The organism is Micromonospora sp. DSM 43699, from assembly GCF_055517075.1.
The window spans coordinates 38949-64461 of sequence record NZ_JBTMMT010000001.1; the positions used below are offsets into that span (position 1 = coordinate 38949).

Genomic DNA, 25513 nt, shown 5'->3' on the forward strand with positions numbered 1-25513 from the left:
GGCGGGACGGTCAGAGCTGGCCGGGGTAGAAGCCGAACCGGGCCAACGGCTCGACGATGTTCTGCTCCTCGTACGACAGGTGGGACAGCAGCGTGTCGGTGAGCACGTCCACCGCCTGCTGGAGCTCGCCGAGCCGCCCCGGGTCCCCGATCAGCGCCACCAGCGCCCGGTCGACGCCCTCGACGACGTCGTGGATCACCACGTGTTCCTGCTCCAGCCGGTCGATCACCGGCACCAGCCCCGGGTCGGCCCGCCGCAGGTGCGGGAAGATCGCGTCGTCCTCCAGCCCGTGGTGCTGGGTCACCATCGTGCAGTACGAGGCGCAGTACGCCCCCAGCGTCCAGTTGTTCTGCCGCATGGTCATCCGGTTGAGCACGCCCCGGGCGTCCCCGGCGGAGACCACTCCCCGGCGGACCTGGTCGAGCAGGTCGCGTACCTGGGTCAGCTCCTGACGCAGGTGGTCGTGGACGTCGACGAGGTGCCCGCCGACGGCCTGCGCCTGCGGGGAGTAGACGTGCCCGGCCGGGGCGGGCGGAGCGACCGGGCGGGTCGACTCGTCCCAGAGCCGGTGGTCGCTGTGTCGTACCCCGGGATCGGGGGTCGGGGTCACCGCGAGCCCCGCAATGCCGCCGGTCCGGGCGACCTCGCGCTGCTCCCCCGCCGGTCCGCCCGGGACCGGCGTCTCCGGGCCGGCCGTCGGCGTGGCCGGCGTGGGCGCGGTCGACCCGGCCCGCTCGGCGGCGACCAGTTCGCGGACGGCGGGGGCGACCTCCTGGGCGAACAGCTCGATGCTGGTCGGGTCGTCGGCGCCGAGGATGAACCCGGAGGTGCCGTGCTCCAGCACCAGCTCGGTCAACTCCCGCACCCACTGCTGCGGCGGCCCGTCGAGGAACCCCGCGCCGGTGCGGGTGAACCGGCCGGAGATGTTGAGCAGCCGCCGCACCTCGGCGGGGTCCCGCCCGGCCGCCGTCGCGCCCTCGTCGACGAGCGCGTTGAGGTCGGCCAACTCCCCCGGCCCCTTCGGCAGGTAAGCAAGCGACGGCAGCCAGCCGTCCGCCGCCCGCCCGACCAGCCGCAACAACCTCGGCTTGTACGCGCCGACCCAGATCCCCACCGGGTGCGCCGGGGCGGGACCGCGCTTCGCGCCGACCACCCGGTAGTGCTCACCGTCGACCCGTACCCCGCCACGCCGGTCGGCGGCCCACACCTCGCGGATGATCCGGATCGCCTCGTCCAGCGCGTCCACCGCCTGCCCGGGGGCGAGCCGCCGGCCGCCGTTGGCCTCGATGGCGTCCCAGAACGCGCCCGTGCCGAGGCCGAGTTCGACCCGACCGCCGCTGAGCAGGTCCAGGCTGGCGACGCTGCGGGCCAGCACCACCGGCTGCCGCAACGGCAGGTTGAGCACGTTGCCGGCCAGCCGGATCCGGCTGGTCGCCGCCGCCAGGTAGGACATCAGCGTCCAGCTGTCGAGGAAACCCGGCTGGTAGGGGTGGTCCTGGAAGGTGACCAGGTCCAGGCCCACCTGCTCGCAGAACCTGGCGCGGGCGACGACCTGCTCCGGGCGCCGGGCGTCGGGGGTGAGGAAGCCGCCGAACAGCAACTCGTGTCCGTAGTCGGTCATGACGCTGCCGTCACCTGATCCCCTCGTCGCCTGTGCGCGCGTTCCCCGGCGGGGTGCCGACCACGGCAGGGTGCCGAGGCGACCGTGCCACCGTAGCGCCGACCGACTGCCCGGTACCGGGCAGTCGCGCGATATCCGGACTGTCGCTCGGGCCGTAGGTGACGGAGGCGGACGTCGGCGTACGCGCCGGTGGCCACCGCCGCAATCATGAGAGAGGGCACGGCAGGCGAGCGTCGTGACCCTGGTGTCCGTGCCGCCTCCGGTGCGGCCCACCGGTCAGCGTGGCAGGGCCACCGGCCGTCCGGGTGCGGCCGCCCGGCCCGGCCCGGCCGGCGGGTTCGCGAAGGCGCGCAGGAAGGTGTCGATTCCAGCGGCCACCGCACGCTCCAGGTCGTCGGGATCGACCGGGCGGGTGCCGAGGGCACTCATCGCGGGCAGTTCGTCGGTGAGCAGGGCGACGAACTGCCGGGCGGCCCGGATCGGGTCCTCGATGGTCAGGTAACCCGCGTTGGCGAGCCTCGCCAACCGCCCCGCCAGCGCCTCGGTCGCCTGGTTGGGCCCGCTGTCCAGGACGGCGTCGAACAGATCGGGAAACCGGCCGATCTCGGCGTGCAGCAACCGGCGCAGCGCCGAGGACTGCTCGTCGACGAAGCACTCGGCCAGCCGCAGGCCGACGGTGTTCAGATGATTGCGCAGGTCCTGCGGATCGGTGGGGAAGGTCTGGAGCGCAGCCAGGGTCTTGGCGTTCGAGCGGGCCGCGATCTCGGCGAGGACGTGGCGGAACAGGTTCTCCTTGCCACCGAGGTGGTTGTAGATGGTCGGTTTGGCCACGCCGGCCTCGGCCGCGATCACGTCGATGCTGGCCTGGCCGTAGCCCTCACGGGCGAAGACGCGCAGCGCCGCCCCGATGATCGCCTGCCGTTTGTCCAGCCTGCCGCGCGGTGCGGTCGGGGTCTCGCCGTCAGTCATGTCGCCATGCTACCGTCCAGTGCGTCAAAATGAACTGGCCAGTTCAATCTAACGAACCGATCCGACCAATCCGGAGACGGCCATGACCCCACCCCAGTCCGACCGACTTGACGCCCCGCTACTGCGCCTGCTCGGCGTGATGGTGCTCGGCGGCGTGATGTCCTACTTCGACGCGACGATCATCAACGTCAGCGTCGAGACCCTGACCGCCCGGTTCAGCACCTCACTCGGCACGATCTCCTGGGTCGCCACCGGCTACCTGCTCGCCGTGGCGGTCGCCATCCCCCTGGCCGGCTGGTCCGTGGCCCGCTTCGGCGCGAAGCGGGTCTGGCTGACGGCCCTGACCCTGTTCCTGGTCGGCTCGGCCCTGTGCGCGCTGGCCTGGGACGTCGGCAGCCTGATCGCGTTCCGCGTGCTCCAGGGCTTCGCCGGCGGCCTGCTCGAACCCATCATGCTCACCGTCGTCGCCACCGCCGCCGGTCCCGGCCGGATGGGCCGGGTGATGGGCCTGATCTCGATCCCGATCACCCTGGGGCCGGTCCTCGGCCCGATCGTCGGCGGCCTGATCCTGCAGAACCTGACCTGGCAGTGGATCTTCCTGGTCAACGTGCCGATCGCGCTGCTGGCCATCGTGCTCGCCGTGGTGGTACTCAGGGACGAACGACCCGCGCCGGGCAATGCCCCGCCCCTGGACGTGCTCGGCGTGGCACTGCTCTCCCCCGGCTTCGCCGCCCTGGTCTACGCCCTGTCCCAGGCGGGGACCGCCGGCTTCGGTGCCACCCGGGTCGTGCTCGGGATCGTGCTGGGCGTGCTCCTGACCGGCGGGTACGTCGCCCACGCGCGGCGCACCGCGCATCCGCTGATCGACCTGCGCCTGTTCGCCAGCCGGGGGTTCAGCTCGAGCGTGGTGACCATGTTCCTGCTCGGCAGCATGCTGTTCTCGCTGCTGTTCCTGCTTCCGCTGTTCTACCAGCAGGTACGCGGTGAGAGCGTCCTCGCGGCCGGCCTGCTGCTCATGCCGCTGGGGCTGGGGACGATGTTCGGGATGCCGATCGCCGGCAAACTCGCCGACAGGTTCGGCCCCCGGGGACTCGTACCGGCCGGGGCGGTGCTGATCGGGTTCGGCGCCCTGGTCTACACCGGGGCGGACCCGGCCACCTCGCAGGTGCTGCTCACCGCCGCCCAGCTGGTGACCGGGTTCGGCATGGGCCTGGTCGGCGCGCCGACGATGGGCGCGGTCTACCGGACCGTGCCCGCCGAGGCCATCGGCGGGGCGACCGGCACGCTGTTCATCCTCAACCAGATCGGCGCGTCCCTGGGCGTCGCGATGGTGGCGCTCATCGTGCAGAGCGGCCTCACCGACGGCCGTTCCCCCGCCGACGCCTTCGACGGCGCGTTCTGGTGGACCGTCGCCGGGGCCGTGATCGTCGCCCTGGCGAGCCTGTTCCTGCCGGGCCGCCCGCAGCCCGTCGCCACCAGCGTGCCCGCACACGCCTGACCCCGCAGCGGCGGGACGATCACGACTGGCGGATGTTGCGGCTGCTTGCGAGGCTAGGAGCCGTGTATGACTACGACCTGTTGGTGCTGGGCTCCGGGCCCAGCGGTCAGAAGGCGGCGATCGCCGCCGCCAAGCTCGGTAGGCGGGTCGGGATCGTGGACCGCCGCGACATGATCGGTGGGGTGTGCATCAACACCGGCACCGTCCCCTCCAAGACACTGCGGGAGGCCGTGCTCTACCTGACCGGCCTGAGCCAGCGGGACCTCTACGGCAGCAGCTACCGGGTCAAGGAGGAGATCACCGTCGCCGACCTGGCCGCCCGCACCCAGCACGTGATCGAGCGGCAGACCGACGTGATCCGCAACCAGTTGGCCCGCAACCGGGTCGCGCTGATCACCGGCACCGGCCGGTTCGCCGACCCGCACTCGGTCTGGGTGGACGCCGGCTCCGGGCACGACACCCGGATCACCTTCGACAAGGCCGTCATCGCCGCCGGCACCCGGCCGGCCCGGCCGGACAGCGTCGACTTCGACGACCGGACGATCGTCGACTCCGACGGGGTGATCAACCTCGAGGCCGTGCCGCGCAGCATGGTCGTGGTCGGCGCCGGCGTGATCGGCATGGAGTACGCCTCCATGTTCGCCGGCCTGGGCACGAAGGTGACGGTGGTGGAACGCCGCGACCGGATGCTCGACTTCTGCGACGAGGAGATCATCGAGTCGCTCAAGTACCACCTGCGCGACCTGTCGGTGACGTTCCGCTTCGGCGAGGAGGTCGCCGCGGTGGAGAAGCACCAGAACGCCGCGCTGTGCATCCTCAAGAGCGGCAAGAAGATCGTCGCCGACACGGTCATGTACTCCGCCGGCAGGCAGGGGCAGACCGACGACCTGGCCCTCGACGCGGCGGGCCTGGAGGCCGACAAACGCGGCCGGATCTCGGTCGACGAGCACTACCGCACCAGCGTGGAGCACATCTACGCGGTCGGCGACGTGATCGGCTTCCCGGCGCTGGCGTCCACCTCGATGGAGCAGGGCCGGATGGCCGCGCAGCACGCCTGCGGCGAGCCGTCCCGCGAGCTCCAGGAGTTGCAGCCGATCGGCATCTACACGATTCCGGAGATCAGTTTCGTCGGCAAGACCGAGGAGGAGCTGACCAACAGCTCCACCCCGTTCGAGGTCGGCATCGCCCGCTACCGCGAGCTGGCCCGGGGGCAGATCGTCGGCGACTCGTACGGCATGTTGAAGCTGCTCGTCTCCCCGCAGGACGGCCGGCTGCTCGGGGTGCACGTGTTCGGCACCGGCGCGACCGAGATCGTCCACATCGGGCAGACGGTGATGGGCTGCGGCGGCACGGTCGACTACCTGATCGACACGGTCTTCAACTATCCGACCCTGTCCGAGGCGTACAAGGTCGCCGCCCTGGACGCGGTGAACAAGATCCGCAACATCACCCGGATCGACGGCTGACCGGTCCCCCGACGGGACGGGACTCCGCGCCGCTACGGCGCGGGGTCCCCGGCGGGCGAGGTGACTCACGGCGGTGCCGGCAACTACGCTCGACGGGTAGTCCGCCGCCGATCGACAGGGTCCGCCTCGTGATGCCGAACAGTCCGACAGTGGACGGGCAGTCGCCTGGTGACAGCCGCCGCCGGAGCCTGGGGACGTTGCTCCGGCGGGTGCACCTCGGCGGCCCGGTGTCGCGCGCCGGGCTGGCCGAGTGGCTGGGCGTCAACCGCAGCACCGTCCTGGCGCTCACCACGGAACTCGTCGCGGCCGGCCTGGTGCACGAGGGCTTTCCGGAGCTGACCGGCCGGGCCGGACGACCGTCCCTGGTGGTCCGGCCGGCGTCCGACCGGGTGTACGTGCTCGCCTTCGACATCGCGGTGGACCGGCTGGTGGCCGCCCGGGTGGGGCTGGGTGGCCAGATCCAGCAGCGGCGGGAGGCACACCGGGCCCGCGCGGGCGTCGACCTGGACACCGTGGTCCGGGTGCTGGCCGACTTCGGCCGTCAACTGCACCGGACGGCGGCACCGGGGGCGGTCTGCGTCGGGATCGGCGCGTCGTACTGCGGCATGATCCGACCCGGGGACGGGATGGTGCGGTTCGGCCCGGACCTGGGCTGGGTGGACCAGGCGTTCGGCGCGGAGCTGGAGCGTCGGCTCGATCTCGGGCTGCCGGTCCTGGTCGGCAACGAGGCCCACCTGGGCGCGCTGGCCGAGCACCAGCGCGGCGTGGGCGTCGGGGTACGGAACCTGGTCTACCTGCACGGCGACGTCGGGGTCGGCGGCGGGATCATCGTGGACGGCGAGCTGCTCGGCGGCGACGGCGGGTACGGCTCCGAGGTCGGTCACATGCTCGTCAACCCGTACGACGGACGACCGTGCGGGTGCGGTTCGCGCGGCTGCCTGGAGGCGGAGGTCGGCGAGCGGGCGCTGCTCGACGCGGCCGGTCGACCCGCCGACCTGATCGGCCGGGACGCGGTCCGCGAGGTGGTCGAGGCCGCCGGTCGCGGCGAACCGGCGGCCCGCGACGCACTACGGACCATCGGCGACTGGCTGGGCATCGGGGTGGCGAACGTGATCAACCTGTTCAACCCCGGCATGGTGATCTTCGGTGGCATGCTGCGAGAGGTGTACCGGGGTTCGGCGGTGCACGTCCGGGACCGGATCGCCGCGAACGTCCTGCCGGTCTCGCGCACCCGGGCGCAACTGCGGGTCTCCGCCCTCGGTGACGACGCCACAGTGGTCGGCGCGGCGGAGCTCGGCTTCGCCCGGCTGCTCGCCGACCCGCTGGGCGTCCGGGTCGGCTGAGCGCCCGGCCGGCCGGAAAACCGGTTGGCGTACCCGGTCCGCCGGGGCAGGCTGGTGGACATGACGTTCTGACGGACACCCCACCCGCACCCGTAGGCCCACGACGCCCCGGTCGCGTCGTCGTGCCCTCGCGCCGTCCGTCCATCCCGTTCCGGAAGAGAGCGTCCGTGTCCGAGCACCCTCCACGGCAGGGTTCCCTGCCGCCGTCGACCATGGCCACCGTCACCGTCTTCGCCTCCCCCGAGAGCTGGATCGAGTCCGACGCCGTCCGGCAGTGCCACCAGGTGGCCGCCCTCGACGGCATGCGCCACGTCGCCGCCATGCCCGACCTGCACCCGGGCAAGGGTGCCCCGATCGGCGCCGCGATGTCCTCGACCGTGCTCTACCCACACCTGGTGGGCTCCGACATCGGGTGCGGCATCGCCGTCTTCCCGATCAGCCTCAGGCGGGTCGTACCCGAGCGGCTCGCCGCGCGGTTCCCCGACCTCGACCGGGCGCTGGCCCCCGGGCGGGACGCCGACGATCCGGCCTGGGCCGTCGCGGCCGGCGATCCGCCCGCCGGTCATGTCGAGGGCCTCGGCACGGTCGGTCGGGGCAACCACTTCGTGGAACTCGCCCGGATCGAGACCGTGTTCGCGGCGGACCACGCGGCCCGGCTCGGGCTCACCGCCGGTGACCTCGTGCTCGTCGTGCACAGCGGATCCCGGGGCCTGGGCGAGCGGATCCTGCGGGCGCACACCGAGGTCCACGGGGCGGGGCCGGCCCCCGATCCGGCCGACTACCTGGTACGGCACGACCAGGCCGTCCGCTGGGGTGCGCTCAACCGGCGGTTGCTGGCCGCCCGGGTCGCCCACGCGCTGGGGGCCGAGCCCACCGCACCGGTCGTCGACCAGTGCCACAACCTGGTCGAGGTCCGCGACGGCTGCTACCTGCACCGCAAGGGCGCGGCCCCGGGCGACGGCCGCGACGTGCTGGTCGCCGGCACCCGGGGCACCCGCTCCTACCTCGTCGCCGGCCACGCGGGGCCGGCGGCCAACCATTCCGTGGCCCACGGCGCGGGTCGCAAGATGTCCCGCGCCGACGCGCTGCGTCGGGGTCGGGCCAAGCACACCGTCGAGGAGTTGCGGCGTACGCCTGTCGGCTCGCTCGTGGTGTGCGGCGACCGGCAGTTGCTCTTCGAGGAGGCGCCGACGGCCTACAAACGCATCGAGCAGGTGCTCGCCGACCTGGTCGGCCACGACCTGGCCACCCCCGTGGCCAGCACCGTCCCGCTTGTCACCTACAAGACGCCCGACCTCGGGTCCGGTCCCCGACCGGCCCGCCGGGACGAGCGCCGACGGCGAGGTCGGTGATGAGCGTCCACCTGCTGCTGTCCGCCGGGCGGGGTCCGCAGGAGTGTGCCTGGGCGGCGGCCCGGCTCCTGGACCGGCTGGAGGCCGACGCCGTCCGGCACCGGGTGACCACCCACCGGGTCGGGACCGTCGCCGGGGACCGGCACGCCACCTACCGCTCGGTCCTGGTGCGGCTCACCGGGGCCGACGTGGAGACGTTCACCGCCGGGTGGACCGGCACCCTGTGCTGGCAGGCGCCCAGCCCCTACCGGCCCACGACGGGTCGCCGGAACTGGTACGTCACCGCCCGGCCGTGCCAGGTGGACATCCCGACCACGACGTTCACCGAGGCCGACGTGCACATCGTCGCCTGCCGCACAGGTGGTCCCGGCGGCCAGCACCGGAACAAGGCAAGCACGGCGGTACGGGCGACCCACCGTCCCTCGGGTCTCGTCGTCGTGGTCGACACCGAACGGCAGTTCAGCCTCAATCGCGCCGTCGCGCTGCGGTTGCTGCGGCAACGTCTCGCCGACGGCGACGAGCGGGCCGGCCGCGCCGTCACCGCCGCCCGCCGGCGCATCCACGACGAACTCGTCCGGGGCGACGCCGTCCGGATCGAACGCCCGCACCAGCCCGAAGGGCCAGCGTCGGCGACCGGGGCGCGGGTCAGGAGCCGTCGCGCAGGTCGGCCAGGCGGTCGCGGGTGAAGCGGATGTCGTCGAAGACGACCCGGCAACCGTCACCGGTCGGCGACTGCGCCTCGAAGCCGATCGTGGCGGCGGTGGCCGCGCCGTCGACGGCGAAGAACCGGATCATCCGCCACGTCGTGCCGTCGAGCGAGGCGTGGTACGCGAAGGCGTGGTCGATCCGGGACACCCGCAACCACACCGTACGGCCGTCGACGACGAAGGCGTTGGCGTCGTCGGCGACCCCCCGGGCGACCACCGAGACGATCATCGGCTCGCCGTCGGGGGAGAACTCGAAGCAGAGCTTGCCCCAGTGCCGCTCGTCGACCCAGAACAGCAGCACCCCCGCGTCGTAGGTCGCGGCGAACTCGACGGTGACCCGGGCGCTGAGCTGGAAGTCGCCGTCCGGGGGGAGGCCGAGCAGGGTCGCCGCGTTGAGCATCGACTCGGCGTTGAGCGGGTCGCCCGCTCCCGGGTCGAGGAAGATGTCGCTGTGCGGGGCCGCCGCGACCGTCACCGTGCCGGTTGCCGCGGCGACCGTCCACGCCGTCTCGGGGTACGGCGTCAGGGCGAACGGCAGGCCCGGCACGGTCCAGGTGGTGGTCATGTCGTCTCCAGGTGAGGTGCTGAATGATCAAACTACCAACCGGGCCGGGCCGATGGTGCGGCCGGACCGGCCGGTGTTCCGCGCCGGTGGGAGCCGGCGTCGCACCGGTACCGGGCGCTGCCGGGTGCGACGCCTAGGGTGAGGGCATGACTGAGCGAGGCCTGACCCTGATGGCGGTGCACGCGCACCCCGACGACGAGGCGACGAGCACCGGTGGCGTGCTGGCCCGGTATGCGGCGGAGGGCATCACCACCGTGCTGGTGACCTGCACAGACGGTCGGTGCGGCGACGGTCCCGGCGGGGTCAAGCCGGGCGATCCGGGGCACGATCCGGCCGCCGTGGTGGCGATGCGGCAGGAGGAGCTGGAGGCCAGCTGTGCGGCGTTGAAGGTCACCCACCTGGAGACCCTCGGTTACGCCGACTCCGGGATGATGGGCTGGCCGAACAACGACCTGCCCGGCGCGTTCTGGACCACGCCGGTGGTGGAGGCGGCCGACCGGTTGGCGGAGCTGATCCGCCGCTACCGGCCGGACGTCGTGGTCACCTACGACGAGAACGGGTTCTACGGCCACCCGGACCACATCCAGGCCCACCGGATCACCATGGCCGCCGTCGCGATGACCGACATCCCGGCGAAGGTCTACTGGACCACCGTGCCGCGTAAGGCGTTCGCGGAGTTCGGCCGGGCGATGAAGGAGATCGGCGTCGAGTGGGCCGAGCCGGACGCGGCGGACGAGCCGGGGCCGCAGCTCGGCCTGCCCGACGACGAGATCACCACCTGGGTGGACACCAGCAGTCACGGCGCGCAGAAGTTCGACGCGCTGGCCGCCCATGCCAGCCAGACCGAGAACATCTTCTTCCTGCGCCTGGGCCGGGACCGGTTCGTCGAGCTGATGGGCCTGGAGACCTTCGTCCGGGTCCGCGACACCACCGGGGCGGCGCTGCCCGAGGACGACCTGTTCGCCGGCCTGCGCTGACCACGACCCGGATTGTTGCCGGGGTGTTCCGTCCTTAACGGGGACGGAACACCCCGGGCACAACTCATCGGTCATAGCATTCCTGGGATGGGCAAGTCGGTATGAATATCCATCGACAGTTGTCTTCCCAGACTCCTCACCGCCGACGATGATCTCGCTATCGATGGATGCGAAAGCATCTCGGATTGGGGAGGTCAGTTTGAGATCAGCCCTAGCGCTGGCCGGCGTCACCATGCTGGTCGGCAGCGGTCTCGTGGTCACCACCACGAGCGTGTCCGCAGCCCCACCGTCCACCCCCGGGCCGGCGCTGGTCGCCGCCGCCGACACCGCCCTCAAGGATCACGCGGGAGCCGTCAGGTCCTCGGCGAAGGACCGCTACGCCGTGCACAGCAGCAGGCGGGACGCCAAGGGGGGCGGCGCGGTCCGCTACACCCGCACCTACGACGGGCTCCGCGTCTACGGCGGTGACTTCGTCATCCGCACCGAGGCCGACGGTGACTACGCCGGCAGCTCGGTCGGCCTGGCCGCCCCGCTGACCCTCGCCACCACCCCGAAGGTCAGCGCCGCGAAGGCCCGCAAGGCCGCGATCGCCGAGTTCTCCGGCAAGGTCACCGGCACCGGGGCGGCGGAGCTGTTCGTCGACGCCAGCAGCGGCACCGGCCGACTCGCCTGGGAGACCGTCGTCACCGGTTGGGCCCCGGACGGGCAGACCCCCTCCAAGCTGCACGTGATCAGCGACGCGCTCACCGGCACCCGGATCGGCTCGTACGACGAGATCGAGTCCGTCGTCGGCACCGGCAACAGCGTCTACGCCGGCCCGGTCGCGATCGACACCACCCAGTCCGGCTCGACCTACAGCCTGATCGACCCGACCCGGGGCAACGGTCGGACCTGCGACATGAACAACGGCACCTCGACCTGCACGACCTTCACCGACGCCGACAACGTGTGGGGCACCGGGGCGGCGTCCAACCGGCAGTCCGCCGCGGTCGACGCGCACTTCGGCGCGGCCACGACCTTCGACTACTTCACCGAGGTGCACGGCCGCAACGGCATCTTCGGCAACGGCACCGGCGTGCCGAGCCGGGTGCACTACGGCAACGCCTACGTCAACGCCTTCTGGGACGGCGCGCAGATGACCTACGGCGACGGCGCGGGGAACGCCAAGCCGCTTGTCGCGCTCGACGTCGCCGGTCACGAGATGTCCCACGGCGTCACCGAGAACGTGGTCCCCGGTGGCCTGACCTACTCGGGCGAGTCCGGCGGGCTGAACGAGGCCACCAGCGACATCTTCGGCAACATGGTGGAGTTCTACGCGAACACCCCGGTCGACCCGGGTGACTACCAGGTCGGCGAAAAGATCAACATCAACGGCAACGGCACCCCGCTGCGCTACATGTACAACCCGACGCTGGACGGCTCGTCGCACGGCTGCTGGTCGAGCAGCACCAACAGCCTCGACGTGCACTACTCCTCCGGGGTGGCCAACCACTTCTTCTTCAACCTGGCCGAGGGCTCCGGGGCCACCCCGTACGGCACCTCGCCGCTGTGCGGCTCGGCCCCGCCGGTGACCGGGATCGGCCGGGAGAAGGCGGAGAAGATCTGGTTCCGCGCGTTGGACGCGTACTTCGTCTCGAACACCCGCTACGTGAACACCGCCCAGCCGACCAACACCGCGCGGCTGCACACCCTGTCGGCCGCCACCGACCTCTACGGCCTGTGCAGCACCGAGTACAAGGCGGTGATGGCCGCCTGGACCGCGGTGAACGTGACCGGCACCGAGTCGTGCGCCGCCAACGACTTCTCCGTCGCGGTCACCCCGGCGACGCTGACCCTCGACCCGGGCACCTCGGGCACCGCCACGGTCTCCACCACAGTCGTCCGGGGCACCGCCGAGACGGTCACCTTCTCGACCGGCCCGCTGCCGGCCGGGGTGACCGTGTCGTTCGCGCCGTCGTCGGTCACCGCGGGTGGCTCGACCACGGTCACTGTCAGCGCCGCCGCCACTGCCGGCAGCGGCACGGTGGCGATCACGGTGGTGGGCACCTCGCCCTCGATCGCCCGGACGGCCACCCTGAACCTGACGGTGAACGGGTTGCCGGGCTGCAACGGCACGAACGGGACCGACGTCCCGATCGCCGACAACTCGACTGTGGAGAGCGCGATCGTGATCAGCGGCTGCGCGGCGACCCCGTCGACCGCGAGCAAGATCGAGGTGCACATCGTGCACACCTACATCGGTGACCTGGTGGTCAGCCTGGTCGCCCCGGACGGCAGCGTGTACACGCTACAGAACCGCTCCGGTGGCAGCGCCGACAACATCGACCAGACGTACACCGTGAACCTCTCCTCCGAGACCGCGAACGGGACCTGGCGGCTGCGGGTCCAGGACACGGCGAGTCTCGACACCGGTTACCTCAACAGTTGGAGCCTGAACCTCTGACCTTCGCGGCGTGAGCGGGCCATCCGGGTTTCCCGGATGGCCCGCTTCGCGTGGTCCGTAGCACCACCGCACCCCGCTATAGTCATGACCGTCGATTGGTGTCGCCGTCGGTGACGCCGCACCCGCATCCCCACCACCCCACCACCGAGGAGGTCCGGATGACTCCGTACCGCTCCCGCCTGCGAGCCTGGGCCGTCGCGTTCCTCGCGGCGGTCGCCCTGCCCGCCGCCCTGCTCGGCCCGCCGGCACCCGCCTCGGCCGCGAACACGTTGACCATGCTCGGCGCGGACGTCTCCTCCGTGCAACGCAGCCTGGACCTCGGCGCGCGGTACTACGACGCCGCCGGCACCGCCCGCGACCCGCTCGACATCCTCAAGGGCCTCGGCGTCAACTACGTCCGGCTACGGGTCTGGAACAACCCGGCCAGCGGCTGGAACAACAAGGCGAAGGTGCTGGCGTACGCCAGGACGGTCAAGGCCAAGGGCCTCAAGCTGATGATCGACTTCCACTACTCCGACACCTGGGCCGACCCTGGCAAGCAGTACAAGCCGGCGGCCTGGGCCAACCACGGCATCGGTCAACTCCAGACCGACGTCTACAACTACACCTACGACGTCTGCACCAGCCTGCGCGCCCAGGGCACCACGCCGGACAGCGTGCAGATCGGCAACGAGATCAACGTCGGCATGCTCTGGAACGACGGCAAGGTCGTCAACAACGACTTCACCAACCTCAGCCTGCTGCTCAAGGCCGGCTACCAGGCCACCAAGCAGTGCAACGGCGGGACCCAGGTGATCATCCACACCGCCAACTCGGACAGCATGGACCACGCCCGCTGGTTCTACGACGGCATCCGCGCCAAGGGCGTGCAGTGGGACCTCACCGCGCTGTCCTACTACTGCATGTGGCACGGCACGCTGGCCAACCTCTACAACGTCATCACCGACGTCCGCTCCCGGTACGGCAAGCCCGTCGTGCTCACCGAGACGGCGTACCCGTTCACCGCCGCGAACGCCGACAACGAGGCGAACGCGATCAACGGCGGCGAGCCCTGTGCGGGCCACCAGGCGAGCTGGGCCGGCCAGGCCACCGAGTTCTCCTGGGTGCAGGACACCGCCCGCAACGCCGGGGCGATCGGGGTCTTCTACTGGGAGCCGACCTGGTACGCGGTGCCCGGCAACGGCTGGGATCCGGCGAACATCAACGGCACCGGCAACCAGTGGGACAACATGGCCATCTTCAACTGGACCGGCCAGGTGAACCCGAGCATCCGCTGGCGGCCGTAGTCGTCACCGGTGCCGGCCGGGGCGCTCCGTCCCGGCCGGCACCGGCCACCGTCGGCGGCCCGCCGGGTGGCACGTGCCCACTGCGACGGACGTGGTGGTCGTCGGGGCCGGGCACTACCCTGGCGCGGTGCGATACCACGAGTGCGAAGCGGCCATCCGCGAGTTGGTCGACGCGGCCGGCGAGGACGACCTGCACACCTTCGGGTTGTCGACCATCACCCGCCTGGTCCGGGCCGACCTGATCGACGAGGCCGGTGAGGACGACCTCGACGAGGATGCCTGGGCGGCGCTGACCACCGCCCGGGAGCACATCGCCACGGCCGACGCGACCGAACTGCGCGCCCACCTGGACCGCATCGACGAGGGCATCCTCGCCGAGGGCGACATGGACCCCGGACTGTTGATCGTGCTCTCGGCGCTGGAACACTGGACCACCTACCTGGAGGAGCAGCGGCGGGGCGAGCTGTACGAACTCGCCATCCGCTCCCTCGAGGAGGTCGACTACCGGGTCTCGGCCGCGCTCGACGACTTCCTGGCCACGCCGGAGATGGCCGCCGAGTACGCGCGGATCACGGAGTCGCTCCCCGCATGACGCGCGGTAGCCGCACCGCGTCGACCGGTCCTTCTGGATCACCGGGGGTCGGCACGGTCAGCGCCGCCCGGGCCGCCGACCGGAGCGCCGCCACCCGGTGGAGGGCAGCACTCCGGTGCGGACCCCGTTGCGGCCTGTTCGGCTCCGACCGGCACGTCTGCCACCTGCCGGTCGGAGCCGACGGTCACCGGCCGCAGGTCAGCGTCAGCCCGCCGGTCGCCGCGTTGGTCCAGACGAGCATGCCGAACGTCGTGCTGCCACCCGGCGTCAGCGTCCCGTTGTAGGAGGCGTTGCGCACTGTGACGTCGGCACCGGAGGTGCTGGCCACGCCGTTCCAGAGTGCCGAGATGCGTTCGTCACCGGACCACCGCCAGGTGACCTGCCAGCCGTTGAGCGGCTGCTGGGCCGTGTTACGCACGGTGACGGTGGCGGCGTATCCGCCGGTCCAACGGTTGTCGATGGTGACCGTCGCCTGACACGCCGCCGACGAGACGGCGAGGGTCCGTACCGGCCCGCTGATCACGTACGGGTCGTGCTTGTCCCCGGCGCTGAACCGGAACCAGTACTCACTGTCCGGGGTCAGTCCCCCAACGGTCAGGTCCCCGTACCGTTCCGCGCCGGACACCGCCGAGGCCACCGGGTTCCGCCACGCCGTGGCATCCTCCCGGCTCGCGAAGAGAACGACGGTGATCGGCGGGTCGTATCCGCACGGCGGGCTGAGGATCATCGAGTACCTGATGGTGATGCTCGTGGTGGTGGCGGACAGGAACTGACCGGAGACCGGCAGCGCCGGCGGGCAGGTCAGGGTGGGGCCGGGGGTGGGGGTGGCGGCGGCCGACAGGGCCGGCTGCGCCTGGACGCCGGTGATCGTCGCGGCCAGTCCGGCCAGGGTCATGGTCGTGGTCGCCAGCACCACGCCGAACGTGCGGAACATCCGTACCTCCGAGGGTTGCGGGGGCACCGACGGCCGGGACGGGCCTGGGTGCCGGATCCGGGACTGTCGCCCACCGTGCGGTGGGCGGGTGAGGTGCTGCGCGATCATCGGCTGTCATGGCCGGGTGGATGTCGGACGACCGGACGGCACGGTCGACGGGCGAGGACGACCGACCGGTGGTCACCGTCGCGGACTGCCCGGCGCGGGGTGGCGCGGCCACCTCGCGTGTCCGACGGATCGGCGCACGAGTGGTCACGCTGGCTCCCGAGCGTGACGACGCCAGAACAGTCTGGCATTCGATGACTGTCGATGCAATGCTGTCCGATCGGGCCCATCCGGGCCGTCCGATCGGCCACTACCCACCGCTTCCGGCGACGATCGGCCGACCGCCGACCCGGGTCGGGTCAGCGGCTACGCGGTGCGGCGGCGCTGTCCCGGACGACCAGGTCGGTGGCGAGTTCGACGCGCGGAGACTCGATCGTCTCGCCCCGGGCGAGCCGCAGCACGGTACGGGCCGCAAGCATGCCCATCTCGGCAAGCGGTTGACGGATCGTGGTCAGCGGCGGCGAGCACCACCTGACCTCCGGCAGGTCGTCGAAGCCGACCACGCTGACGTCGTCGGGCACCCGCAGGCCACGCTTGCGGACCGCCTCGTAGACCCCGAGCGCCATCTGGTCGCTGGAGGCGAAGATGGCGGTGGGCGGTTCGGGCAGGCCCAGCAGGTGCATGCCGGCGGTGTAGCCGGACTCGTGGTAGAAGTTGCCCGGCCGGACCAGGCGGTCGTCGACGGCGAGGCCGGCGGCGTCGAGCGCGGCCCGGTAGCCGTCCATCCGGGCCCGGCTGCACATCAGCTGGGGCGGGCCGGCGATGAAACCGATCCGGCCGTGCCCGAGGCCGAGCAGGTACTGGGTGGCGCGCAGGCTGCCCGCCCAGTTGGTGGCACCGATCGTCGGGGCCTCCTGGGGGGCGACCCCGGCGGGGTCGACGATGACCACCGGCAGCCGCAGCCGGCGCAGCTCGGCCTGTAACGGCGGCTCCACCATCGAGGTCACGAAGATGACCCCCTCGGTGGACCGGGTACGCATGTTGTCGAGCCACTGCTTGGCCGACGAGGTACGCCGGTGGATGGCCGAGACGACGGTGCCGGCCCCGCTGGCCTGGGCGACGTCCTCCACACCGCGGATGATCTCCACGGCCCACGGGCTGTCCAGGTCGTTGAAGACCAGGTCGACCAGGGCGGACTGGGTACGCCGGGCGGCCGAGCGGGGGCGGTAGCCGTGCCGGGTGAGCAGTTCCTCCACCCGTTCCCGGGTCTGCGGGGCGACGTCGGAGCGCCCGTTGATCACCCGGGAGACCGTGGGCACGGAGACGCCCGCCAACCGCGCGATCATCGCGATGGTGACGTTCCTGCCGTTCTCGGAGCCCACGGTCGCCCTTTCGTCTGGTGGGAACTACGGTCGCAGAAGGCTATCGCAGCAGGTCGGGGTCACCCCTTGACGCTGCCGGACAGCCCACCGATGAGCTGACGTTCGGCGATGGCGTAGAAGCCCAGCGCCGGGATCATCGACAGCACCACGTAGGCGAGCACCCGGGCGGTGTCGTCGGAGTACTGGCCCTGGAACGCCTGGACCCCGAGGGGAAGCGTCCACCAGCTCTGGTCGGTGAACACCACGAGCGGGAGCATGAAGTTGTTCCAGCTGCTCACCAGGGCCAGCACCGAGACGGTGGCCAGGGCGGGCCGGGCCATCGGCAGCAGCACCCGCCAGAAGAACCCGAACGGGCCGCAGCCGTCGAGGGTCGCCGCCTCCTCGACCTCGCCGGGGATGGTCCGGAAGAACTGGCGCAGGATGATGATGGTGATCGGCAGTCCGAACGCGGCCTGGGGCAGGATCACCCCGAGCGGGTTGTCCAGCAGCCCCATCCCGCGCAGCAGGATGAACAGCGGCAGGATCGCCACCGCGAAGGGGAACATCAGCCCGATCGCGAAGAGGGTGACCAGGAACTCCCGCCCCCGGAAGGCGAACCGCGCGAAGACGTACGCGGCCATCGCCGCCGCCGCGACGACGACGAACGTGCTGGCCACGGCGATGAAGACGCTGTTGCCCACGTTCCGCCAGAACACCCCGGAGGTGAAGATGTCGACGTAGTTGCTCGGCACCCACGGGTCGGGCAGCCCGAGCGGGTTGGTGGAGAGTTGCCCGTTGTCCTTGAACCCGCCGATCACCCCGAACCAGACAGGCACGACGATGAGCGCGCCGACGGCGATGCAGACGAGGTGCAGCAGGAGGCGGCGGGCCCGCTGGGCCGGGTTCGCCGGGCTGGTCATCGCTGGTCTCCTTGGACGGTGAGAGCGCCCTCGGTGTCCCGGCGCAGGACGACGCGCTGGTAGATGAGGGCGAAGACGAGGCTCAGCAGGAACATGATGATGCTGATCGCGCTGGCGTAGCCCACCTCGAAGCGGCGGAAGCCGTACTGGAACATCGTCACGGCCATGGTCTCCGAGGCGTGGATCGGGCCACCGCCGGTGAGCACCCAGACCATGTCGAACAGCTGGATGGTGCCGATCACGGAGAGGAACACGCTGATCCGGATGGTCGGCCCGAGCAGCGGCAGGGTGACCAGGCGGAACGCCTGCCAGGCGCTGGCACCGTCGGTGACCGCCGCCTCGTTCAGCTCCTTGGGGATGTTCTGCCGGGCGGCCAGGAAGAGGATCATGTAGAGGCCGAAGTACTTCCAGGAGACCACCAGGAAGACGGCGTACAGGACGGTGTCCGGGTCGGCGAAGACGGCACCGGCGTCGGCCCCCAGGAACCGGGAGATCGCGTCACCGAATCCCCGGTTCGGGGAGAACACCAGGTTGAACAGGACCGCGGTGGTGACCTCGGAGAGCACGTACGGGGCGAAGAAGATCACCCGGTAGATCGCGCGTCCCCGCAGCGGCTGGTTGAGCAGCATGGCCAGGCCCATCGCGACCGGCAGCTGGACCGCCAGGGAGAGCACGATCAGGATGAGCCCGTGCCACAGGTCGCCCCGGAACACCGGGTCGGCGAAGGCCCGGGTGTAGTTGTCCAGCCCGATGAAGTTCTCGGGCAGGCCGAAGCCGTTCCACTTGTAGAGGCTGGCGTAGCTGGCCACCACGATGGGTGCCAGCACCAGCAGCAGGAACAGCAGCAGGGACGGGGTCAGGAAGACGGCCAGGGCGCGACGGCGGCCCGGCCGGGGCCGGCGGCCGGTACGGCGTACGCCGCCCGGCCCCGGCCCCGACGGGTCGGTCACTCGACCGCCGGGTACCGCATCGGACACGGTCGATGGCGTGGTCATGCCTGCTCCACTCAGTTCTCGCCGGCGGCTGGTGATCGGTGGGGTGGGACGTCACTACTGGGTCTTCGCCACCTGGGTGATGTCCTTGAGGATCTGGGCGGGTGACTTGCTGCCGGCGACCAGCGCGGCGACGCTGTCGTTGACCTGCTGGCCGACGGCCGGCGGGTACGCCTGGTCGAGGTAGAGCTGGAAGCCGGTGGCGGCGGCCAGGGTCTGGGCGACGACCTTGTTGTTCGGGTCGGCGACGGCGTCGGTGGCTTCCTTGACCGTCGGCAGCACCGCGCCGGTCTTCGTGCTCCGGCGCTGGACGTCGACGCTGAGCAGGGTCTTGAGGAAGTCGAGGGTGGCCGACGGAGCGTCCTTGCCGACGGCGAAGCCGTTGCCGCCACCGAACACCTCGGTCGCCGAGCCCTTGCCGCCGTCGACGGCCGGGAACGGGAAGAAGCCGAGCTTGTCGCCGAGCCCCTTCTTGTTGGTGGAGCTGGACGCCTGCACCGACGGGGCCCACTGTCCCATCAGCTCCAGCGCGGCCTTGCCGTTGCCCATCGTCGCGGCCTGACCGTCCGGCGAGCCGTACTCCGCGCCCAGGAAGCCCTTCTGGAACGGCTGGAGATCGACCAGCTCCTTGAGCCGCTCACCGGCGGCCACGAAGTCGGGGGTCTCGAAGTTCTTGTCCTTGGCGGCCTGCTGAAGTGCGCCGAGCCCGCCGATGCGCATGGACAGGTAGGCCCAGTAGAAGTGGGCCGGCCACTTGTCCTTGCCGGCCAGCGCCACCGGGGTGATCCCGGCGGTCTTGAGCTTGCGGACCACGTCGAGCAGCTCGGCCCAGGTGGCCGGCGGCGCGGTGATCTGGGCCTGGGCGAAGAGGTCCTTGTTGTACCAGAAGCCGACCATGCCGATGTCGAACGGCACCCCGTAGATCTTGCCGTCGACCGTGTAGGGCTCCAGGGAGAGCGGCAGCAGGCTGTCCTTCCACGGGGCCACCGTCTCGGTGAGGTCCTTGACCAGACCCGCGTCCACCTGCTGCTTGAGCACCCCACCGCCCCAGGACTGGAACAGGTCCGGCGGGGAGCCGGCCTGGGTGGCGGTGGTCAACTTGGCCTTGAACGCCTCGTTCTCCAGCGGCTGGATCTCGATCTTCACGTTGCTGTGCGCGCCCTGGTACTCCTGGGCGACCGCCGCCCAGACCGGCAGCATCGGCTCGGTGTTCTGGATGTGCCACCAGTTGATGGTCTGCGGGGCGTCCGGGTCGTCGGAGGCGTCGTCGCTGCAACCGCTGAGCAGGTACGCGCCGGCACCGGCGCCGACGAGGCCGAGCAGCGATCTGCGGGAGAGGTGCGCGGTCATGATCAATCCCTTCGGGGGACTCACGAGGTGCTCGGGTGCCGGTCGAGCCGGCGATTTCGAAACGTGTATCTCCGGAACTTTCAGAGCGTCGCCGGTATTACCGATCGATGGCGGGCACGCTACGAGTTGTTTCCGCGCGGGTCAAGACCTCTGTCCTATCGCGGTGAAAACGGCTAGCGTGTGCAGGGCCTCACCGACCATGGCCATGATTCCGAAAGTTTCGAGAGCTGCCCCGAGGAGTGCCCGTGTCGACCGACACCGCTGAAGTGGCGACCGCTGCCCGGTCGATCCGCAATCCCGTGCTCGCCGGGTTCCACCCGGATCCGTCGATCCTGCGGGTCGGCGACGACTACTACCTGGCCACCTCGACCTTCGAGTGGTACCCGGGGGTGCGCCTGCACCACTCGCGCGACCTCGTGCACTGGCGACAGCTGGGCGGGATCATCACCGACCGTCGCCTGCTCGACCTGCGCGGCTGCGGCGACTCCAACGGGGTGTGGGCCCCGGACCTGACCTACCACGACGGCGAGTTCCACCTCGTCTACAGCGACGTGGCCAGCTTCGCCAGCGGCTACTGGGACCCGCAGAACTTCCTGATCACCGCGCCCGACATCACCGGCCCCTGGTCGGACCCGGTGAAGCTGCACGGGCGCGGCTTCGACGCCGCACTGTTCCACGACGACGACGGCACCACCTGGCTGCTGGCCATGAGCGCCGACTGGCGGCCCGGCCGGGACCGCTTCGGCGGCATCGAGATCCAGCAGTACGACCGGGCCACGCGCCGCCTCGTCGGCCGGCCCCGGATCCTGTTCACCGGCACCCCGGTCGGGGTCACCGAGGGTCCGCACCTCTACCGCCACGACGGGTGGTACTGGCTGATCACCGCGGAGGGCGGCACCAGCTGGGAGCACCAGGTCACCGTGGCCCGGTCCCGGGACCTGCTCGGGCCGTACGAGGTGGACCCGGACGGCCCGCTGCTCACCTCCGTCGGCCGGCCCGATCTGCGGTTGCAGAAGGCCGGCCACGGCAGCCTGGTGCGTACCCCCGACGGCGGGTGGTACCTGGCCCACCTGGTCGGCCGCCCCTACTCCCCGCTGGGCAGCTGTGTGCTGGGCCGGGAGACGGCGCTCCAGCAGGTCGAGTGGCCCGCCGGTGGTTGGCCCCGGATCCCCGGCGGGGTGCCGTCGGACGAGATCACCGCGCCCGACCTGCCGGCGCATCCCTGGCCGGCGGAACCCGCCACCGACGACTTCGACGCCGCCGAGCTCGGCCCGGCCTGGTCGACGCTGCGCCGACCGGCCACCCCGGACTGGATCGACCTGCGGTCCCGCCCGTCCCACCTGCGGGTGCACGGTGGGCAGTCCCCGGTGGGACGGCAGGCCCCCAGCCTGGTCGCCCGGCGGGTGGGCGCGACCCGGTGCGCGCTGGAGACGGTGGTCGAGTTCGACCCGGTCGACCACCGTCAGCTGGCCGGGATCACCGCCTACTACAACACCCTCAACTGGCACCACCTCTACCTGACCCGGGCGGACGACGGCCGGACCGTGCTGGAGCTGCTCAGCTCCGACAACGGCCGGCGCACCGCCCACCCCGAGCTGACCGTCGACACCGGCGGCCTCACCCGGGTCGGCCTGCGGGCGGAGTTCGACGGCCCGGTGGTCCGCTTCGGCTACGACCTGGACGCGGGCTGGCAGCAGCTCCCGATCGACCTGGACGCGACAATCCTGTCCGACGAGCACGCCGCCCTGATCATCGACGGCGAGCCTGCGGCCTGGGGGTTCACCGGGGCGTTCCTCGGCCTCTGGGTCCAGGATCTCGGCGGCGACGGCGGCCACGCCGACTTCGACCTGGCCACCTACCGGGAGCACTGACCGGCCGCACCCACCACGACCACGACCGGCTCCGGGAGGGGCCGGTCGTGGTCGTGCGCGACCTGGCTGTCGAAACTGTTGCGATGACCGGTCGACGGGGCTGACCAGCAGTTCCGGAAGTATCGATGGTTGACCCGACGAGCCCGCGCTCGTAATGTTCCAGTCGACTTCCGGAAATCGATGTTCGACTATCGATTGTGTCCGGTGCGGCCGCTCACCCGCGCTGCGGTGGCAGGCCGCGCCCCTCCCCCAGCTCACCGCCGTCGACTGTCGACGTGCCTTGAGGAAAGGAACGCGGATGATGTTCAGACGGTGGATGGCTGCCGGCTTGGTCGCCGTCGCGACCGCCGGCGTGTTGAACGCCGTGCCGGCCACAGCGCAGCGGCCGTACGACCCGACCGCGCAGAGCCTGCGCACCCTGGGCCAGCGCCACGGCCTGTACGTCGGCACCGCTGTCGACATGGCCGCCCTCGCCGACCCCGCCGAACCCCGCTACCGGGAGATCGTGCGCGACGAGTTCTCCACGGTCACCGCGGAGAACGTGATGAAGTGGGAGTCCCTGGAACCCACCCGGGGCACCTACGACTGGACGGCGGCCGACGAACTCGTCGCCACCGCCCGACGCAACGGCCAGAAGGTCCGGGGCCACGTGCTGGTCTGGCACAGCCAACTGCCGAAGTGGCTGACCGACGGGGTGGCCGACGGGTCCATCGACAACACCGAGCTGCGGTCGATCCTGCGCCGGCACATCACCACGGTGGCCAGCCGCTACCGGGGCAAGATCTGGCAGTGGGACGTGGTCAACGAGGCCGTCAGCGACCCCTGGGACACCCCGTCCACCCTGCATTACAAGGGCTTCTGGGCCGAGCACCTCGGCCCGGGTTACGTGGCGGACGCGTTCCGCTGGGCCCGCGCCGCCGACCCGACCGCCCTGCTGTTCTACAACGACTACAACATCGAGGCGTTCGGCTCGGGCGACCCGGCCAACGACAAGACCCAGTTCGTGTTCGACATGGTCAAGGGCCTGCTGGCCCGGGGCGTACCGATCGACGGGGTCGGCAGCCAGGGTCACCTGGGCACCCAGTACGGCAACTACGACACCCTCCAGGTCGCCGACGCGCTGCACCGGTTCGCCGGGTTGGGGCTGTCCACCGCGTTCACCGAGGTCGACGTGCGCAGCCGGTTGACCGACGGGGTGCAGGCCGGCGACTCCGAGGAGATCAACCCGCGGCTCCAGGCGTCCGCCGCGAACTTCCACGTGCTGTTGCAGGCCTGCCTGGCCGAGCCGCGCTGCCTGTCGTTCACCGTCTGGGGCTTCACCGACCGGCACTCCTGGGTGCCCGGCACCTTCGACGACCCGCCGCAGGGCCTGGCCACCATCTACGACGAGAACTACCAGCCCAAGCGGGCGTACCAGCTGATGAAGGCCGACCTGATCTACGCCGGACCGCCGTACGTGCGGGCCCGGGCGACGCCGAAGCCGCGCCGGTAGGCCGGCGGTGAGCGCCGACATCGTCGACACGGCCCGGGGCGGCGGGCGGACGGTCAGCCTCACCTTCGACGACGGCCCGAACCCCACCGACACGCTGCGGCTGCTCACCGTCCTGCGCCGGCACCGGATCGCCGCCGTGTTCTTCCTGTGGGGCGAGCACGTCGACGCGCACCCCGAGGTGGTACGACGGATCGTGGCCGACGGTCACCGCCTGGGCAACCACGGCATGCGGCACGACGACATGACCTCCTGGTCACCCGATCGGATCGAGGCGGATCTGCGGGAGACCAACGAGGCCATCCGGCGGGCCGTGCCGGAAGCCAGAATCCGGTACTTCCGCGCGCCCTACGGGGCCTGGGGGGCGAGTCCCGCCGTGGCCGCCGCGCTGGGCATGCAGCCGCTCGGCTGGCGGCTGGCCGTCGGGGACTGGGAGCCGCCGGGCACCGACGAACTCGTCCGTCGGCTGCTCGACGGGGTCACCCCCGGCGCGGTGGTGCTGATGCACGACGGCGGCGGGGACCGCCGCCAGACAGTCACCGCGGTCGACCGGGCCGTGCCGGCGCTACGGGCGCGGCGCTGGCGGTTCACCCTGCCCCACGGGCGGGTCTGACCGACCAGCCCGTCCCGGCGGGCGGCGTTGCGGCCCGCCGGGTGACCCGGCAACCCGCCGCAGGGGTACGGGGTGCCGCCGCGTCCACGGACGCGACGCGGCGGCACCCCGCTGCCGAACGGGTTACGGCAGGGTGCGCCCCTAGCCGTTCCCACCCCCGCCCCCGCCTCTCCGAGGCCCCTCGGCGTTCCGGTCGTACGCGCCGCGCCTGACCGCCGGCTCGCGGGCGGAACCTGCGTCGTGGCCGGAGGTGCGGGAGCTGTGGTGGCGGGACTGCCCGTCGGATCGGCGGTGTGAGCTGGCCGAGGCGGCGACGTCCCGGTTGGCGCGTCCTCCGGACTCCGGGTCCCGTCGCGATCGTCTCGGCTGTTCCCGGGGAGCCCGGGTGACCATGAACCCGGAGCCCACGCCGTGCACGACGGCCCCCGCGTTGCCGGCCGTCGTGCTCTGGCCCGGTGCGTAGCCGACACCCCAGGTGATCGCACCCGCCGCAGCCACCGCGCCGTACGCGGCCCGTACCAGGTCCCCCTGCCGACCGTTGCGCAGCGAGTTGACCACTTCCTTGCCCACCACGTACGCGCCCGGCCCGGCGGCCAGGGCCAGCCCGACGCTGTTCGCGACCGCGCTGCCCCCGAGCCCGGCGGCGCCCTGCACCCCGGGCGAGGCCACCAACGACACGAAGTTGACGATCTTCTCGTCGTTCTCGTAGACCCACCGGCCGGCCTGCTGCGCCCAGGTCATCACCCGGTTCTGGCCGTCCAGGGAGTGCTGGCTGGTCTCCTGGTCGTTCCACTCGACGCTGATCGAGTCACCCGGGCCGGGGCTGCTGCGCCCGGACGAGTTCGACGTACCGTACTGCTGGACCACCTCGGCCTGGTAGTCGGCCGCGCTGTACTGGCCGTAGCCCGCCGGCAGGGACGTGGTGCTCGGTGCGTCCTGACTGTAGTTGCTCGGGGTGTAGCCGCTCTCGTAGCTGTTCTGGCTGTAGTTGCTCGGGGTGTAGGGCTGCTGGACCGGGTAGTTGTAGCCATTGCCGGTGGGATCTCCGGTCCCGCCCGGCGGCGGCTGATGGGGTGAAGACACCTGGGCTCCTCGATGCTCGGCCAACGGTTGACACGC

The 25513-nt window shown here is 71.4% G+C and carries 21 protein-coding genes; 12 read left to right on the plus strand and 9 right to left on the minus strand.

Features of this window, described 5'->3' with window-relative positions:
- Positions 1-10 precede the first annotated feature (10 nt).
- On the minus strand, positions 11-1621 hold the full coding sequence (locus AC0AIB_RS00205) for an LLM class flavin-dependent oxidoreductase (RefSeq protein WP_465095778.1): 1611 nt from the start codon (positions 1619-1621) through the stop codon (positions 11-13).
- Positions 1622-1897: 276 nt separating this feature from the next.
- Complete coding sequence (locus AC0AIB_RS00210) at positions 1898-2590, minus strand: TetR/AcrR family transcriptional regulator (protein WP_328346492.1); 693 nt, start codon at positions 2588-2590, stop codon at positions 1898-1900.
- Positions 2591-2672: 82 nt separating this feature from the next.
- Here AC0AIB_RS00210 and AC0AIB_RS00215 point away from each other — a divergent pair, with 82 nt between their 5' ends.
- The 5 genes from AC0AIB_RS00215 to prfH all read left to right on the plus strand — a co-directional run bounded on the left by AC0AIB_RS00215 (position 2673) and on the right by prfH (position 8935).
- Complete coding sequence (locus AC0AIB_RS00215; RefSeq protein ID WP_328346490.1) at positions 2673-4088, plus strand: DHA2 family efflux MFS transporter permease subunit; 1416 nt, start codon at positions 2673-2675, stop codon at positions 4086-4088.
- A gap of 62 nt (positions 4089-4150) precedes the next feature.
- Complete coding sequence (sthA, locus tag AC0AIB_RS00220) at positions 4151-5554, plus strand: Si-specific NAD(P)(+) transhydrogenase (RefSeq protein WP_328346488.1); 1404 nt, start codon at positions 4151-4153, stop codon at positions 5552-5554.
- A gap of 131 nt (positions 5555-5685) precedes the next feature.
- Positions 5686-6897 carry an ROK family protein gene (locus AC0AIB_RS00225; RefSeq protein ID WP_465095840.1) on the plus strand — a complete coding sequence of 404 codons (1212 nt, stop codon included), beginning with the start codon at positions 5686-5688 and terminating at the stop codon, positions 6895-6897.
- 212 nt (positions 6898-7109) lie between these two features.
- Positions 7110-8249 (plus strand): RNA ligase RtcB family protein, encoded by a 1140-nt coding sequence (locus AC0AIB_RS00230; protein WP_328348776.1) that lies wholly within the window; start codon positions 7110-7112, stop codon positions 8247-8249.
- The gene (prfH, locus tag AC0AIB_RS00235; protein ID WP_328346484.1) at positions 8249-8935 is read left to right on the plus strand and encodes a peptide chain release factor H; all 687 of its coding nucleotides are present in this window, start codon (positions 8249-8251) and stop codon (positions 8933-8935) included. The genes AC0AIB_RS00230 and prfH overlap by 1 nt, the downstream gene beginning before the upstream one ends.
- On the opposite strand, the gene AC0AIB_RS00240 is transcribed toward prfH, so the two are convergent.
- Positions 8895-9521 carry a DUF1349 domain-containing protein gene (locus AC0AIB_RS00240; protein WP_328346483.1) on the minus strand — a complete coding sequence of 209 codons (627 nt, stop codon included), beginning with the start codon at positions 9519-9521 and terminating at the stop codon, positions 8895-8897. The two genes, prfH and AC0AIB_RS00240, sit on opposite strands and share 41 nt — an antisense overlap.
- Positions 9522-9667: 146 nt before the next feature.
- Here AC0AIB_RS00240 and AC0AIB_RS00245 point away from each other — a divergent pair, with 146 nt between their 5' ends.
- The 4 genes from AC0AIB_RS00245 to AC0AIB_RS00260 all read left to right on the plus strand — a co-directional run bounded on the left by AC0AIB_RS00245 (position 9668) and on the right by AC0AIB_RS00260 (position 14819).
- Complete coding sequence (locus AC0AIB_RS00245) at positions 9668-10498, plus strand: PIG-L family deacetylase (RefSeq protein WP_328346482.1); 831 nt, start codon at positions 9668-9670, stop codon at positions 10496-10498.
- Positions 10499-10697: 199 nt separating this feature from the next.
- Positions 10698-12941: a M4 family metallopeptidase gene (locus tag AC0AIB_RS00250; RefSeq protein WP_328346481.1), complete on the plus strand. Its 2244-nt coding sequence runs from the start codon at positions 10698-10700 to the stop codon at positions 12939-12941.
- Between the two features lie 158 nt (positions 12942-13099).
- The gene (locus AC0AIB_RS00255) at positions 13100-14227 is read left to right on the plus strand and encodes a glycoside hydrolase family 53 protein (protein ID WP_328346480.1); all 1128 of its coding nucleotides are present in this window, start codon (positions 13100-13102) and stop codon (positions 14225-14227) included.
- A gap of 127 nt (positions 14228-14354) precedes the next feature.
- A complete protein-coding gene (locus tag AC0AIB_RS00260; protein WP_328346478.1) occupies positions 14355-14819 on the plus strand; it encodes a hypothetical protein in 465 nt (154 codons plus the stop codon).
- Positions 14820-15003: 184 nt separating this feature from the next.
- Here AC0AIB_RS00260 and AC0AIB_RS00265 read toward each other — a convergent pair whose 3' ends face one another.
- The 5 genes from AC0AIB_RS00265 to AC0AIB_RS00285 form a co-directional block, all read right to left on the minus strand.
- Positions 15004-15753 (minus strand): cellulose binding domain-containing protein, encoded by a 750-nt coding sequence (locus AC0AIB_RS00265; RefSeq protein ID WP_465095779.1) that lies wholly within the window; start codon positions 15751-15753, stop codon positions 15004-15006.
- A 404-nt stretch (positions 15754-16157) separates the two neighbouring features.
- Positions 16158-17144: a LacI family DNA-binding transcriptional regulator gene (locus AC0AIB_RS00270; RefSeq protein WP_442930806.1), complete on the minus strand. Its 987-nt coding sequence runs from the start codon at positions 17142-17144 to the stop codon at positions 16158-16160.
- 95 nt (positions 17145-17239) lie between these two features.
- Positions 17240-18079 carry a carbohydrate ABC transporter permease gene (locus tag AC0AIB_RS00275; protein ID WP_328346473.1) on the minus strand — a complete coding sequence of 280 codons (840 nt, stop codon included), beginning with the start codon at positions 18077-18079 and terminating at the stop codon, positions 17240-17242.
- Positions 18076-19074, minus strand: coding sequence for a carbohydrate ABC transporter permease (locus AC0AIB_RS00280; protein ID WP_328346471.1), 999 nt, complete (start codon positions 19072-19074; stop codon positions 18076-18078). The genes AC0AIB_RS00275 and AC0AIB_RS00280 overlap by 4 nt, the downstream gene beginning before the upstream one ends.
- Before the next feature lie 54 nt (positions 19075-19128).
- Positions 19129-20421 (minus strand): extracellular solute-binding protein, encoded by a 1293-nt coding sequence (locus AC0AIB_RS00285; protein WP_465095780.1) that lies wholly within the window; start codon positions 20419-20421, stop codon positions 19129-19131.
- Positions 20422-20666: 245 nt separating this feature from the next.
- On the opposite strand from AC0AIB_RS00285, the gene AC0AIB_RS00290 reads away from it, so the two are divergent.
- The 3 genes from AC0AIB_RS00290 (at position 20667) to AC0AIB_RS00300 (ending at position 24394) form a co-directional block, all read left to right on the plus strand.
- Positions 20667-22292: a glycoside hydrolase family 43 protein gene (locus tag AC0AIB_RS00290; RefSeq protein WP_328346467.1), complete on the plus strand. Its 1626-nt coding sequence runs from the start codon at positions 20667-20669 to the stop codon at positions 22290-22292.
- A gap of 298 nt (positions 22293-22590) precedes the next feature.
- Entirely contained in the window at positions 22591-23784 is a 1194-nt protein-coding gene (locus tag AC0AIB_RS00295; RefSeq protein ID WP_328346465.1) for an endo-1,4-beta-xylanase, read from the plus strand.
- Positions 23785-23791: 7 nt separating this feature from the next.
- Complete coding sequence (locus tag AC0AIB_RS00300) at positions 23792-24394, plus strand: polysaccharide deacetylase family protein (protein WP_328346463.1); 603 nt, start codon at positions 23792-23794, stop codon at positions 24392-24394.
- Positions 24395-24535: 141 nt separating this feature from the next.
- Here the strand turns inward: AC0AIB_RS00300 and AC0AIB_RS00305 are convergent, their stop codons facing one another.
- Complete coding sequence (locus AC0AIB_RS00305) at positions 24536-25477, minus strand: hypothetical protein (RefSeq protein ID WP_328346461.1); 942 nt, start codon at positions 25475-25477, stop codon at positions 24536-24538.
- Positions 25478-25513 lie beyond the last annotated feature (36 nt).

Coding starts and splice junctions, on each gene's coding strand:
- prfH (WP_328346484.1), top strand. CDS start 8,249: ATGAGCGTCCACCTGCTGCTGTCCGCCGGGCGGGGTCCGCAGGAGTGT.
- AC0AIB_RS00240 (WP_328346483.1), bottom strand. CDS start 9,521: ATGACCACCACCTGGACCGTGCCGGGCCTGCCGTTCGCCCTGACGCCG.
- AC0AIB_RS00275 (WP_328346473.1), bottom strand. CDS start 18,079: ATGACCAGCCCGGCGAACCCGGCCCAGCGGGCCCGCCGCCTCCTGCTG.
- AC0AIB_RS00205 (WP_465095778.1), bottom strand. CDS start 1,621: ATGACCGACTACGGACACGAGTTGCTGTTCGGCGGCTTCCTCACCCCC.
- AC0AIB_RS00230 (WP_328348776.1), top strand. CDS start 7,110: ATGGCCACCGTCACCGTCTTCGCCTCCCCCGAGAGCTGGATCGAGTCC.
- AC0AIB_RS00215 (WP_328346490.1), top strand. CDS start 2,673: ATGACCCCACCCCAGTCCGACCGACTTGACGCCCCGCTACTGCGCCTG.
- AC0AIB_RS00285 (WP_465095780.1), bottom strand. CDS start 20,421: ATGACCGCGCACCTCTCCCGCAGATCGCTGCTCGGCCTCGTCGGCGCC.
- AC0AIB_RS00210 (WP_328346492.1), bottom strand. CDS start 2,590: ATGACTGACGGCGAGACCCCGACCGCACCGCGCGGCAGGCTGGACAAA.
- AC0AIB_RS00295 (WP_328346465.1), top strand. CDS start 22,591: ATGATGTTCAGACGGTGGATGGCTGCCGGCTTGGTCGCCGTCGCGACC.
- AC0AIB_RS00245 (WP_328346482.1), top strand. CDS start 9,668: ATGACTGAGCGAGGCCTGACCCTGATGGCGGTGCACGCGCACCCCGAC.
- AC0AIB_RS00265 (WP_465095779.1), bottom strand. CDS start 15,753: ATGTTCCGCACGTTCGGCGTGGTGCTGGCGACCACGACCATGACCCTG.
- AC0AIB_RS00270 (WP_442930806.1), bottom strand. CDS start 17,144: ATGATCGCGCGGTTGGCGGGCGTCTCCGTGCCCACGGTCTCCCGGGTG.
- AC0AIB_RS00255 (WP_328346480.1), top strand. CDS start 13,100: ATGACTCCGTACCGCTCCCGCCTGCGAGCCTGGGCCGTCGCGTTCCTC.
- AC0AIB_RS00225 (WP_465095840.1), top strand. CDS start 5,686: ATGCCGAACAGTCCGACAGTGGACGGGCAGTCGCCTGGTGACAGCCGC.
- AC0AIB_RS00280 (WP_328346471.1), bottom strand. CDS start 19,074: ATGACCACGCCATCGACCGTGTCCGATGCGGTACCCGGCGGTCGAGTG.